This window comes from Photobacterium proteolyticum, assembly GCF_001939735.1.
Classification (GTDB): Bacteria; Pseudomonadota; Gammaproteobacteria; order Enterobacterales; family Vibrionaceae; genus Photobacterium; species Photobacterium proteolyticum.
Window position 1 is genome coordinate 12,576 of record NZ_MJIL01000100.1, and the last position, 12,554, is coordinate 25,129.

Here is a 12,554-nt window from a genome sequence, read left to right on the forward strand (position 1 = left end):
GGATGAGCAATCGTAAACCTTACGTTCGCGAAATGAAGCGTACCTGGTGGAAGGATCATCCTTTCTACCGCTTCTACATGGTACGTGAAGCAACTGTATTACCGTTGATTTTCTTCACTATCTGCCTGACTTTCGGTCTTGGTAGCCTGGTGAAAGGCCCTGAAGCATGGGCGGGCTGGCTAGAATTTATGGCTAACCCTGTCGTTGTGGTTCTGAACATTCTGGCTCTGGCAGGCAGCTTGTTCCACGCACAAACTTTCTTCAGCATGATGCCTCAGGTAATGCCTATCCAGATCAAAGGCAAGAAGCTGGATAAGAAAGTTGTTGTTCTGGCTCAGTGGGCGGCAGTTGCTGCAATCTCACTGTTCGTTCTAGTACTAGTTTAAGGAGAGCCACGTGGTTAATCTAAATCCTAAACGTTCTGACGAACCAGTATGGTGGGGTCTGTTCGGTGCCGGCGGTACTTGGTTTGCAATGCTGACACCTGTGACTGTACTGGTACTGGGTATCATGGTTCCACTGGGCATGCTTGATGCCGAGTCTATGAGCTACGAGCGTGTATCAGGCTTCGTGACCAGCATTATCGGTGCGCTATTCACGATTGCGACACTGGCACTACCTATGTGGCACGCGATGCACCGTCTGCACCACGGTATGCACGACCTGAAATTCCACACAGGCGTGGCGGGTAAAGTCGCGTGTTACGCGTCTGCCTTCCTGGTATCTGCACTGGCGGTAATCTTTGTCTTCATGATCTAATCTCAAGACAGACATTACGGTTATAAAAAAGCACCGCTCGGCGGTGCTTTTTTTATTCATACTCTCGAACCAACAACTATTTCTTCGGGTTCGATTCGGCTATTCTCTGGCTCTGTTCTAAGATTCCCAGCGCCCCGAAACCTGTGATCACATCAAGGTTGGTGGTTAGCTTTCCGCCTTCACTGCCGCCAAAGTAATTATTAGGCATCTGCACCTCATAGTTCTTCAGGTTCTGATACAGCGCCGTCGAGACATCGCGATTCAGCTCGGCCAGGTACACATCACGGTTCGCACCGTAGGCATCATATTTCGCTTTCAGGATCTCCGCTTCCGCACGCCCCTTGGCCAAAATCGCCTTCGCTTCATACTCTGCAGAAAGCGCGTTGGCCTTCTGAATTTCAAGGTTTGCCTGAGCAATCGCCAGCTCTTTCTCTTTATCTACCTCGGCCAGACGCTTTTTCTTCTCGACCTCGACAATTTCCCGTTCCGCTATCTGGCGGGCAACTTCGACTTCTTTTTGCTGAGCAATGATCGCCAGCTCTTTGTTACGCTGGGCATCCTGTACCTCACGGGTACGCTGGATTTCTTTGCGCAACTGTTCGGTTTCGGCCTGCGCCTTTGAGGTTTCCTGCTCCTGGATAGCGCGAATACGATCGGCTACCAAACGCTTCTTATCCATCAGCAGCTTGTTCAATTGGTCTTCCGGCTTCGGATCACCGATTGTCACCTGGGTAACAGCAATACCGTATTGTTGTAGCGGGTTGTTCTGACGCTCGGGGTTACCCTGCGCATCCAATACCGGCACTGTTTTCCAAACCAATTGCTGGGTACGCTGCAGCTGATTAGAGTTGGACTGATTGACCCCAACCGGTGCCAGGTCAATTTGCTCAACTTCGACCTGGCGACGCTCTGTCATGTAAATACCGTCACGGAGCTGATCCCCCAGCTTGGACTTGAACTGGTTAAGCCCGCCCTGGAAAAATTATCTTTACCAAAATTTTTGTAAAGAACTTACTTCATAAAAAACCAGCAAACCCGTACTATTAGACTAAATTTGCTTTACAAAACTCATAGGACTGCTAACTTAGTAGTATTCTGTTAACTCATTGGATATTTTGTAATGGATTGTTCGGTGCAAATTCACAATAATCTGAAAAATCTCAGTGACGTTTGTATTGTCGATGAGAGCTATCTACCAGCCTGTTTTTTTCTCAGCAATTACATGGAAACTGCGTTTGCAGATCGCGCTTTCAGTACTCGCTATACGTACGCAAAAACTTTGCTGTTTATTTATCGTTACTTCACCGACCAATCAATTGATCTTGTTGAGAGGGTGGAGTCTGGGAAATTTTTGACTGCTGAAGAATATGATGACTTCAAGCGTCACTGCAAATATAAAGTCGAGGCCGATTTTGAGAATGATAAGAGCAATGTTGTTAGCTTTGAACGTTTTTCAGATAAGCAGCTTGATAACCTCATTCATGCATCTCAAAGCACAGAAAGCAGGGCCTCTGCCTTCACGATTAAAGAGCGACTGAGATTGTTCTTTGGTTATATCGAGGATCTCTATAATGTCTTTCATTTCGCGAATAATGCCGATAAATCTGTACGCGATGATTTTGCCGACTTAGAACTCAAAGTGAAAACTGATATTCGCGCACTGAAAGACGAGAATACTGATGTGAGTGACCCGTTTGATCAGGCGATACCGGATGAAGTTTTTTTTAAAATATTGGAAATCATTAAGCCTGCTAGCCCCAAGAATCCGTGGACACAACAAGTCCGATTACGGAATCAGTTAATTGTCGATACTTTTATTGAGGCTGGTATCCGTGAGGGTGCGCTGGCAGGGCTAAAAATTAGTGACATAAAGCACGACCATGACAAGCCGCGATTGCTGATTACACGGACACCGAACGATCCAACTGACACACGGAAAATTCCAGCCGCACAGAAAACCAAGGCGCACTCTTCTGCTATCTCGCATGGAACGATGAAATTGCTGAAATTGTACATTGAAACAGAGCGCAGCAAGTACCCTAAAGCTAAAACCCATGATTTCATTTTCGTTAGTGAGAAAGGTAACACGAGAGGTGAGCCGCTAAAGCTAGGCTCAATTAATAAAATAATCGACGTGCTTTCTCATGCCGTGGACTTCAAGCTTCACCCGCATTTGTTCCGACACAAGTGGAATGAGATTTTTGAAAAAAGAGCAAGGAAGGCAGGCCTTACCCCAGAGCAGATTGAAGATATTCGCAAGTATGCAATGGGCTGGGTTGAGGACAGTAAAATGTCTGGCACTTACAACAGCTTTATGCACGCTATGTTAGTGCATGAGTTATCTACACAGCGTCAGAACGAATCTCTTCCGGCACAAGGAGAGTCTAATGGCGATAACTAATAAAAATACATTCGAGCAATTAAAGCAGAGCTTTGAGGGCCAGCGGCGGTATCGCGCAAAGAATGACGCCTATATCTTCGATATCTTTGATGACGAATGGCAGCTAGGTACAAAAGAATACCTGTATCTTGAGTGGATGTACGACCAGGGTTATGACTGGCAAACTTTTGTGGATTTGCGAGTGATCTTGGCGAAGAACGCGAACCAACGTTCTCGTAATACAGCCAGTATCCGAGCCAGAGCATTTAAATCTCTTGGCAACAACCTATCCCCTGCCGCCTTTCAACTAGCTTGGCTCTCGCTGACTGATAACGATAAACAAAAGTTAGCATCAGCATTATCGTTTGCCGTCAAAAAAGCTGGCTTTACGCAGTTCAAAGAGGTTTACGAATTCGCTCAAGCAAACCAGCCTAATCAAAAAATGGGAAACACAATTCTTGACCCTGAAAAAGGCGTCTACAGCGAGATTGAATATGATTCGATAAAAGAAGAATTGCGCCTTGCAACGGACAATCAAAAAAAGACTTGCTATGGCTCAAGGGACGTTCTGGCCTTTGGCAACCTTATCGCCTGTCAGTTAATGGTTGCTCTCATTCGACGACCAGTACAACTGGCAGAGTTGAAGTGGGCTGATGCACTGCCTGTAGGCCAGAGCTTTTCAAATCACCGTCAAAACAAGAATGAGTCCGTGCCTACCAGCGAGTATTTGTTCAGCGATGTGGAACGTCTACAGCTCAGAACATTTCGAGGCAAAGATGGGGCGTTTCGCGGTAGCGCTGAGCCCAAGTCGCATCGTCTGGAGACGGATTTGTCAGTGTTACTGCTAACGTATCGTAAGCAGTATGAACTTGTACTCATTCAATCCCTGGAAAATCAGGGGATCAGTTTAACCAATGATGAACGTCGCTTAATCATGTTGCGTTGCCCGTTGTTCCCGGAAGAACAGCTTTTCACAATGAAATTCAAGACGAAATCCAATCTGTTTAAAGCGCTTGGCTTCATGTCTGATGCGTTTCATAAACGCTCTAAGGCATTGCAGAAGGCCATAACGGGATTTACTGCCAACTTAGATCTTAAAAGTGACCGTATCGAAAGCGATAAGCTGAGGCTGGGCAACAACCGCCTTCGTCATACTGTGCTGACACTGGGGGCCAGGCAAGGACTGCCAGCACCTTATCTGGCTAAAATTACCGGGGGCACCGAACAGTCGGTTAAGGCTTATGTTGACCTGAGCTTTGAGGCGCGACTCGAAATTGACCAAGCATTTGCCAAAAAGGAGGTGCTGACAAAATTCGGGAGCATTGCTGTTAATGACCTGCTGAAACAGGACGAATATGTGGTTCGCAATGAGTTTGATGAAGAAATGGGTATTCGTTCTAATCCGGCGAACTGCGCTAGCTGTGCTTCAAAATTGGGAGCTCCACTTGGCTGCTATCCCTGCGATAACTTTCATGCCAACGAAGATGCCGACCATAAGCACTATCTCGATAAAGCACTTGTAAAATATAACGTTAACAAAGAAAAAGGTAATCAGGTTACTTTGAGCAAACTGAGAAAAATCATTCTGTATATCCAGGTCACGATCGACATTTGTGAGGAGCGTAAGCTAGCAAAGAAAGGACTTTGTCATGCCTGAGATTAATCGTTTTATCGAGAACCAGCGCAACTATATCAATGATCTCATGCAGCAGCCTTTAACTGGTTTTACCAATCAGCAGAAAAAACCTGCAACATGGGATGATCCCGCTTGGCGCTTTACGTCCCCTACAGGCCAGACCATTAATTTTTACTTTGTTGACCACACGGTAAAGCAATCAGATTTCAGGACGGCCTATCGTCCTTCACAAAAATTGCCTGACGACTTGCGCCACCTCTTAATGGCCTATGCAATTGAGGTATGTGCAGGTAAAGGCGGCAGATCAGCCAAAGCAGACAAACACTCAGTGGTAAGGAAATTGCTTATAGAATTGGCTGACAATCCCGCTCATATCGACTTTTCTGGGCTGGAAGCAGCCTATTCCAGAATGAAAAACGTGGATTATGTGCCTGTTTTTTTACAGTGGCTGCATCGGCACGCTTTTATTCCGCCAACACTGAAATTAACTAACAAGAAGGGGAGAACTACTGCTGCTGGTGATGACATTATCGAGCATAAAAAGAACTCAGTCCCAGAGGCTAAAGTATTACTTGCACTCGGTGCGATTTTTCACGATGTCATACCGCCAGAGCGGGAAAAATGGGATCCACGCCCGCTGACATTGCAGCGCGATGCCTTTGTTTGCGCGATGACCGCCTTGGCGATGGGTTCACCGAACCGGATCGACGCGGAGCAGACCGTACTGACCAAGCAGCGGTTAGAAGATATCACCCAAACCAAAGATGGCAAGAAAGAAACAGTGTATTACCTCGACTGGCAAGGGTCGAAGGGTTTTAAAAACAACCACAACCACATTCTAGCCGTAATGTCCGAGGCCGTTGACCGCAGCCTGGAGTACATGGAGATTGCATGTGAGCCTGCACGTGTGCTTGCCCGTTTCTATGAAAACCCGTCTTTGCCGCTGAAAAAGGTGCTGGGCGATTTCTGCCCGTCCAGCGAGAACATGAGTGCCCTGACTCCCAATATGAATAAACCGATCAATCTGATCCATCTGGGATATTTGCTTGGTTTTTATGACGAGGGAAATAGAAAGGTGCGCGTCAGTAAAGCCACGGCGGGTGCGCACAAGACACACACTCGCGGACTATACATTAAACCCATCATTGACTTACAACCAGAAGATGAGTTGTTTTTAACCCAAACATGCTCTCACACTAAATATTTGCTAGGTCTTGGCTTGTCTGTCAAAAAAATACGCGAGATTTTTCATAGCAATACACTGACAGTTGCACAGTTTCAGCACAAATGGATCCAATACGTTGTCGGCAACCTCACCGGATTTCCAGTGGGCTATAACAACGCTGAGCACGGTAAATGTAAGTATGAACAGGCACTCTTTAGCTTTACGGGAAATCAGATTTATACAGGTACAACATCTTACGATGGAGGGAAGTCTCATTTTGCAATTGTACCCTTAGCCGCACTCGGTGATGTGTTCTCAACGGCGTTGAAAAAAAAAGCTAATGCAGAAAACATCTTTACGCGGCATGGCTTTTCAGATGAGTTCCATATTAAGCCGCATCAATTCCGACATTGGCACAATGATGTTGCTGACCGGGAGGGCATACCGCACGCCATAATCAACCTATGGTCGGGCCGAAAAACACCTGAGCAAATTCTGCATTATGTGCATCGTACTCACGCCGAAAAAGCCGCCGAGATTTCAGACATTCTGTTCAGTGAATCCGGGAAGGAAATCACCGTTAAAGTGGTTAGTCAGCAACAGTATGAGAAGTTGACTGATACCGCGACAGCCGTGACTAGTGCGGGATTCTGTAGCCAGAACTTGCAGTACTCGCCTTGTGAGTACCTCAATGACTTTGTAACGCAATGCGCGCTCTGTCCCTCGTCGTGCCATGCAGCACATGATAAAGAAGCACTATCGTTGCTGAATAAGGATTTGCAAGTACAAGAACGCCGTCTTGATGATGTGCAGGAACGACCTAACTTCTGTAACAGCCAGGCCATGCAGGATTGGTTTGCACTGCATCATCGAAACACCTCCATGCTCCGTGAACTGGTGCAGCTCATGGAAAGTAAAGAGCTAAAACCAGGCTCAGTTATCCGCTTGCTTGCTCACAAGAGCGAGTTCCGCATTACCGATACTCAGGCAAAGACGGTCACCGTACGAAAATTTGCGTTGCCGGATTCAAAGAAAGCGCTGGCAAAAGCTCTTGAGTTCAAGTCAGAGAAAGTCCCTGTTGAGGACGCCCTGGCAGATATTTTCGCATTAATTTAAGGAATCGTCATGGCAAATAAATCATTAAATACAGAAGAGATAATCAAGATAGAAGCTCTGATTAGGAGTTGGCAAACAAGATTTACGTGGGATCTGCTTGTTGAGCGTCTTAAAAGCGACCTGGACATTACAACAACACGCCAAACACTGAAGGAATACCCCAGCATAAAGACTGCTTATGATCTTAAGAAGCAGGAGTTGCGGGGTGTGCCAGCCCCAACCCCTGACTTTGTCGACTTCCTTCAGTCTGATGTGGATGCGTACAACGAAATTCAACGCCTAAAAGCAGAGAATGAAGTGTTGCAACAGAAATACGACAATCAGTTGAGCTTTATTAAAAAGCTAGCAGCTCTTTCAAAAGGCAATCCATCGTTAACACATCTATTGCAGAAGGTGAAACAAGGGAAAGGGTTATGAGAAAAATGACGCTAACTGAGGTCGAGCTGTACCTCCAGGAGCACCCAAATCGGAGTTTTGTACTAGACCCGTGCGGCAAATCTAACAGAGCCACTATTTTTGAAAAACAAGGTGGCTTTGTACCTGAAATCATTATTGAGACTGTCCTTTGGCCTAAAGACTGGCTCGCACAAGTCAGGCCGATGACGGTCACGGAGGATTCATGACAGAAGAAAAACCAAAGAAACCCAGCAGCGCTGAAATGCGCGAAATTCACCATAAATCTTTTACGGAATGGGCTGCAAGTCAGTCAGATCAAGACTTCAAGAATATAGAGCATCGCGGGCAACTTAAGCGTGAAGATATCAAGAATCAGTGCGGTTTCGGCAGGTCTATCTTGGGCTCAAACCCCGATATAAAAAGAGATCTGGCAAAGTTGGAAAAAGATCTAAGGGCAAGAGGAGTTCTTCCCAAAAAAGTGAAGGATAATGTTAATACCAATAAAAAGGCTTCTTCGAACCCAAACTCAGAAGAGTATGACCAAAGCGCCAGTAATACCAAGGCGTTAATCCGCCGTAATCAGCAGCTTGAAGCAGAGAACCTGCAGTTGAAGGCTGATAACGCTCGATTAAAGCGTGCGCTTGAGCCATACAGGGAAGTTGCAGAAGTCTTAGCTGAGACAGGGATTAACTTACGATGAAAAAGTCTCGGATCTTACTTGGGGTTACAAGGGTTTATAGCCAGTCTAACGACAAATGCGTTTTTAGATGCAAAGCCATTGATGGAAATGGTGACAGCATAATAACTAACAAACATTACATCGTTCATGCGAAAAAGGAGCTTGTATCAGTTGAGCCTGAAAGAGCACAGCATTGGCTTGTTTCAGGAGACATGTCTGAACGAAATGTTGTCGAACATGGCTATGAGAAGGTCGAGGTGACCATAAAGGCTAGCAAGCTAAGGGTTATTCTACCTAAAGGCGAAAACAGCTTTGTACGCTTCATAGAGCGCGATAATGCGTTTGAGAGAGTAGGAGCACGTTTAGCTCGCCGGCTTTGGATAAAGTTCCAGTCTGATATCTATCAAATTTTGGAAGAAGGCGATATTGAGAAGCTTAAGTGGGTTGATGGTGTTGGTGATACTGCAGCGCAAGGTTTGATTAAAGGCTGGCAAAAGTATGAAAACCTTAAGCACATGGCTTGGTTTGAAAAGCACGAGATTCCAGCAGGCATTGCGATGAGGCTCATCAAGCACCACAAGGAAGATTCGCTGCAGAAGATTCAAGATGACCCTTATCGCCTCACGACATTCGGCCTGTCTTTCAAGCAAGCTGATAAGCTGGCGTTGACGACTTTCGACTTTAAAGAAGATAGCCCAGAGCGACTAATTGGCGCTATTGAAGTCGCCCAGCTAGAGCGCATGAAAGGTGGGCATACAGTATCAACTCATGAGGACTTGTTCCCGCTTGTCGACAAGCTGCTGGATAACTCTGAGTTAACCAGTTATGCATTGCGCCAGGGTTACGAGACTGCCGCATTCACCATTGATGATGTCGGTCATTACCACCCTGCCGGCATGTGGATTATGGAGCAAGTCGTTGCCAGGCGCCTTGCCAAGCTGTCCATCACCGATGTCTGGAGTCACCACTACGATGAAGCGCTATCAAAGGCGATGGCCAACCTGCCGTTTCCGCTAACTGAACGACAGCAGGACGCAGTAATCACCTCCCTTTCAAGGGGCACATCGATTATTGCAGGTGGCGCCGGTACCGGTAAGACAACGGTATTACGTGTCATCATGGCAGCATACATGAACCTGGGGGTTCAAGTCGCGGCAATGGCCTTGTCTGGCCGGGCAACGAAGCGCATCAAAGAGTCGACAGGCTTTCAAGCTCGAACCATTGCAGGCTTTCTAAAGAACATAGGGACTTATGACTTTGAAAAGCCAACAATTCTAGTCATTGACGAAGCATCAATGAATGATTTGCCGACGATGTTCAGAATAATTACCAGCGTCCCGCCTTCTGTGCGTATTCTGCAAGTTGGCGACCCAAACCAACTCTCACCTATTGGTGCTGGCCTGGTACTGCATGATGCTGTTGATGTGCTGCCGACAACGACTCTCGATATTGTTAAGCGCCAGGAAGGCTCTACCGGTATTCCTGAATTCACGAGGCTGATTGTTGATGGAATTGTTCCTCAGGCCGCTGATTTCGGCGATCACATTCGCTTCCATCATGTAAGCCGAAAAGACATTAATGCCAAGACAGTAGAGCTTTATGCTCAAGATGCTGAAAACACGCAAATTTTGTCGGCTCAAAACAACAGTGTTAATCAGCTTAATGAGTTATGCCAGTCAGCATGCAATCCTGACGGTAAGCTCCTGGAATTTGTGCTAGAGGCTGATTTTAGGCACCTGAATATCAGAGAAGGCGACCCGGTGATTTTCAACGAGAATAACTGGGATAGAGATGTTCAGAACGGCACGATGGGGCACCTTATTAATGTTGGCAACTCTCAAACAGCTGATGAAGAAAACCCGGGCTTTGCTGATTTAGAGCTGGATGATGGGCGCACTATCCCATTAACACACGACCTTCTGGACTCTATTCGCAAGGCATACGCAATCACTCTTCATAAAGCTCAGGGAAGTCAGTTTAAGCGTGTCATCGTTCCCCTATCTCGCTCAGGGCTGCTTGATAATTCGTGGATTTATACTGCCTTGACTCGTGCAGAGGTTCATATTGAGCTTGTCGGTGATTTCAGGGACTTCGAAGCTGCAATCCTAAGGCCGAGCTCTGCTGATAAGCGTGATACCTATCTGCGCACTCTGCTTGAAGCGCAGTTAGCAAGCCTCGATCAAGCAGCATGAATCTTGTTTTAATTGCTTGTTCGAGAAGCTCGCTTAAAAAGAGAGAATCAAAAAGCCCCTTGCTGAAGTAGGGGGCTTCATTAAGTTAAATAACCATACCGCCCCTTTTTGTAACCACGCCCCCTCTTTTTTGTTGATGATTAGTATCAATGTTGTTTCCTGCGCGTATCTCCCCCAGGCGCCACCGCTTTGTTTGCAGTCTATATGTATAAAAAACAACTATCTATCTGTGATCTTTTCCACTAGAGGCATATAATGCAGTTGCATTTCATTCTGAATTTATTAGGGGGCACTATGGGGTTTGAGGTTGACTTCCACGCTGTTGGAGAAGAGACCAAAAGCGGTGATGCTATTTCAATGCGTTTCGTTGAAGGGGATGAGCAGTTTGTCATTGTTATTGATGGCGGATTTAAAAGCGATGGCGAAAAAGTAGTTAACACCGTTAAAAATCACTATGGTACCAACTATGTCGACCTAGTGATCTCAACCCATCCAGATCAAGACCATATTAATGGATTATTTGAAGTTTTAGAAACCATGGAGGTTGGGGAGTTATGGATAAAGAAACCGTGGGAACACGGCGATTTAGCTAGTTTACTTAAAGATGGTAGGTTTACTGATAACAGTGTAGGTGAAAAGTTAGCAAAACAACTAAACAAAGCTGTTGACCTGGTTAATCTTGCTGAAGAAAAAGGGATTCCTGTAAGGGAGCCTTTCTCTGGATGTTCTATCAACAAATGCGGTGCACAAATAATATCTATTGGGCCTGATTTGGACTATTACAGGGATTTGATACCTGAAATTCTAACTCTTGAGCCCGCTTTAGAGTCGAAATCAGAAGCTTCTTTTGTTGATCGTATTATAGAAAAAGCAAAATCTATTTTTCGTGCCGTCTGGGGAGAAGATGACTTAGATGAAGATGCAAAAACATCTGCATTAAATTCAACGAGCGCGATTACCCTTATTAATTATGATGGGCAATCACTACTATTTACTGGTGATGCAGGGATCGATGCTCTTAATGATGCCTACCCTTTGTTCGAAGCTCACTCTAATAAGTTGCGGTTAATGCAAATTCCACACCATGGAAGTCGCCGAAACATTAGTTCATCAGTACTAGATTGTTACATTGGGGAACCACTTGCAGATAAAAATGCAAGTCGTGGTATCACCGCTATAGCTTCTGCCGCCCAAAAATCTGAGAAACACCCTAGACCTGCCGTACTAAATGCATTTATTCACAGGGGTGTTAAGACGTTGGCTACAAATGGTAAAGGTATACGACACCACAATAATTTAGGTGCGCGTGAAGGCTGGAATGCCGCTGAAGTTGAAGTGTATCAGGAGGAGTACGAGCGTGAGTGATTTAAAGACTGAAAATCTACCAATACTTGGTGGGGTTATTTTTTGTGCGTTCGTTCCCATTTTTCTATTTGAAGACTGGTCGGAAATTTTGAACTCAGAGATTGTCCCTCTGTTAGAAGTTGGCTTAATTGCGCTGGTTTCGGCGTTGTCTGTTATTTTTAGTAACTTGGTTGGCCGCGAGTTAAAATTTTTATTAGTGTTTTGGTCTCGCCGTAAACCTGCGTATCATTCTAAAAAACTCTGCCTAAGTGATTCCAGGTTAGACTTAGGTAAGTTGGCAGAGCGATGGCCCGAGGTATTTAGTGAGCAGAATGATCTAGATGTAACTGAGTCTATTTGGTATTCAAAAGTTTATTATCCCGTTAGAGATAATCCAGCAGTTAAATCTGCTAACAAGATGTTTTTGGTAACTCGAGACCTGTACATATCATGGCTTATCTTTATTGTCGCTATTTTGGTTACATTCGTATTGCGGAAAATTGGTTTTATCGACTTTTCGTTCAGCACTGAAACAGTCAGTTACTCATTGGTTGTTTTAATGATATTGAACTTGACTGCTAGAAATACGGGTAAAAATTTAGTCTTAAATAGTGTCGCTATCGCTATTAATGAAGCCATATAGCTATGATTTCCCTTCGCTGAACTCACTTTGGGGAATTTGCTATCCATGTAGTATTGGTTTTCATTGAGAAGGTCGCCTGGCGGCCTTTTTCTTTCCCTTGAAGGCAAGTAAGCTTCGTTCACCAGCCTCTATGTCGACAGCATGTACATAGCTCGCCCCCGGGCATTTTCTTATGATAGTTGTTGCGCTACAATAACTTGTCATTGATGATTTCAGCACACCACAAAAGTGATGAGAAGCTATG

11 protein-coding genes and 1 pseudogene are annotated in these 12,554 nt (G+C 45.4%); 11 read left to right on the forward strand and 1 reads right to left on the reverse strand.

The annotated features are described in order from the left end of the window. Positions 1–2 precede the first annotated feature (2 nt). Both frdC and frdD read left to right on the forward strand, forming a co-directional pair. Complete coding sequence (frdC, locus tag BIT28_RS27590) at positions 3–386, forward strand: fumarate reductase subunit FrdC (protein WP_075768180.1); 384 nt, start codon at positions 3–5, stop codon at positions 384–386. Between the two features lie 10 nt (positions 387–396). After that, a complete protein-coding gene (gene frdD / locus BIT28_RS27595) occupies positions 397–759 on the forward strand; it encodes a fumarate reductase subunit FrdD (protein ID WP_075768181.1) in 363 nt (120 codons plus the stop codon). A gap of 76 nt (positions 760–835) precedes the next feature. Here frdD and BIT28_RS27600 read toward each other — a convergent pair. After that, positions 836–1,741 (reverse strand): annotated as a pseudogene (locus BIT28_RS27600) (SPFH domain-containing protein); the annotation flags it as partial. A 150-nt stretch (positions 1,742–1,891) separates the two neighbouring features. Between BIT28_RS27600 and BIT28_RS27605 the strand changes: the two are divergent. The 9 genes from BIT28_RS27605 (at position 1,892) to BIT28_RS27645 (ending at position 12,310) form a co-directional block, all read left to right on the forward strand. Continuing rightward, a complete protein-coding gene (locus tag BIT28_RS27605) occupies positions 1,892–3,160 on the forward strand; it encodes a site-specific integrase (RefSeq protein ID WP_175577625.1) in 1,269 nt (422 codons plus the stop codon). Beyond that, positions 3,147–4,796, forward strand: coding sequence for a hypothetical protein (locus BIT28_RS27610; RefSeq protein ID WP_075768183.1), 1,650 nt, complete (start codon positions 3,147–3,149; stop codon positions 4,794–4,796). Before BIT28_RS27605 ends, BIT28_RS27610 begins: the two co-directional genes overlap by 14 nt. After that, positions 4,789–7,056 (forward strand): hypothetical protein, encoded by a 2,268-nt coding sequence (locus tag BIT28_RS27615; protein WP_075768184.1) that lies wholly within the window; start codon positions 4,789–4,791, stop codon positions 7,054–7,056. Before BIT28_RS27610 ends, BIT28_RS27615 begins: the two co-directional genes overlap by 8 nt. A 9-nt stretch (positions 7,057–7,065) precedes the next feature. Continuing rightward, positions 7,066–7,473 (forward strand): hypothetical protein, encoded by a 408-nt coding sequence (locus BIT28_RS27620; RefSeq protein ID WP_075768185.1) that lies wholly within the window; start codon positions 7,066–7,068, stop codon positions 7,471–7,473. Then, a complete protein-coding gene (locus BIT28_RS27625; RefSeq protein ID WP_075768186.1) occupies positions 7,470–7,679 on the forward strand; it encodes a hypothetical protein in 210 nt (69 codons plus the stop codon). The genes BIT28_RS27620 and BIT28_RS27625 overlap by 4 nt, the downstream gene beginning before the upstream one ends. Further along, a complete protein-coding gene (locus tag BIT28_RS27630) occupies positions 7,676–8,152 on the forward strand; it encodes a VPA1267 family protein (protein WP_083652197.1) in 477 nt (158 codons plus the stop codon). The genes BIT28_RS27625 and BIT28_RS27630 overlap by 4 nt, the downstream gene beginning before the upstream one ends. Before the next feature lie 191 nt (positions 8,153–8,343). After that, positions 8,344–10,323 carry an ATP-dependent DNA helicase gene (locus tag BIT28_RS27635; RefSeq protein ID WP_075768188.1) on the forward strand — a complete coding sequence of 660 codons (1,980 nt, stop codon included), beginning with the start codon at positions 8,344–8,346 and terminating at the stop codon, positions 10,321–10,323. Positions 10,324–10,617: 294 nt separating this feature from the next. Beyond that, positions 10,618–11,688, forward strand: coding sequence for a ComEC/Rec2 family competence protein (locus tag BIT28_RS27640; RefSeq protein WP_075768225.1), 1,071 nt, complete (start codon positions 10,618–10,620; stop codon positions 11,686–11,688). Then, positions 11,681–12,310, forward strand: coding sequence for a hypothetical protein (locus tag BIT28_RS27645; protein WP_075768190.1), 630 nt, complete (start codon positions 11,681–11,683; stop codon positions 12,308–12,310). Before BIT28_RS27640 ends, BIT28_RS27645 begins: the two co-directional genes overlap by 8 nt. Positions 12,311–12,554: the final 244 nt, after the last annotated feature.

Excerpts from the sequence above, each read along its gene's own strand:
- frdC (WP_075768180.1), top strand. The coding sequence starts at position 3 with ATGAGCAATCGTAAACCTTACGTTCGCGAAATGAAGCGTACCTGGTGG.
- BIT28_RS27610 (WP_075768183.1), top strand. The coding sequence starts at position 3,147 with ATGGCGATAACTAATAAAAATACATTCGAGCAATTAAAGCAGAGCTTT.
- BIT28_RS27615 (WP_075768184.1), top strand. The coding sequence starts at position 4,789 with ATGCCTGAGATTAATCGTTTTATCGAGAACCAGCGCAACTATATCAAT.
- BIT28_RS27620 (WP_075768185.1), top strand. The coding sequence starts at position 7,066 with ATGGCAAATAAATCATTAAATACAGAAGAGATAATCAAGATAGAAGCT.
- BIT28_RS27625 (WP_075768186.1), top strand. The coding sequence starts at position 7,470 with ATGAGAAAAATGACGCTAACTGAGGTCGAGCTGTACCTCCAGGAGCAC.
- BIT28_RS27630 (WP_083652197.1), top strand. The coding sequence starts at position 7,676 with ATGACAGAAGAAAAACCAAAGAAACCCAGCAGCGCTGAAATGCGCGAA.
- BIT28_RS27635 (WP_075768188.1), top strand. The coding sequence starts at position 8,344 with ATGTCTGAACGAAATGTTGTCGAACATGGCTATGAGAAGGTCGAGGTG.
- BIT28_RS27640 (WP_075768225.1), top strand. The coding sequence starts at position 10,618 with ATGGGGTTTGAGGTTGACTTCCACGCTGTTGGAGAAGAGACCAAAAGC.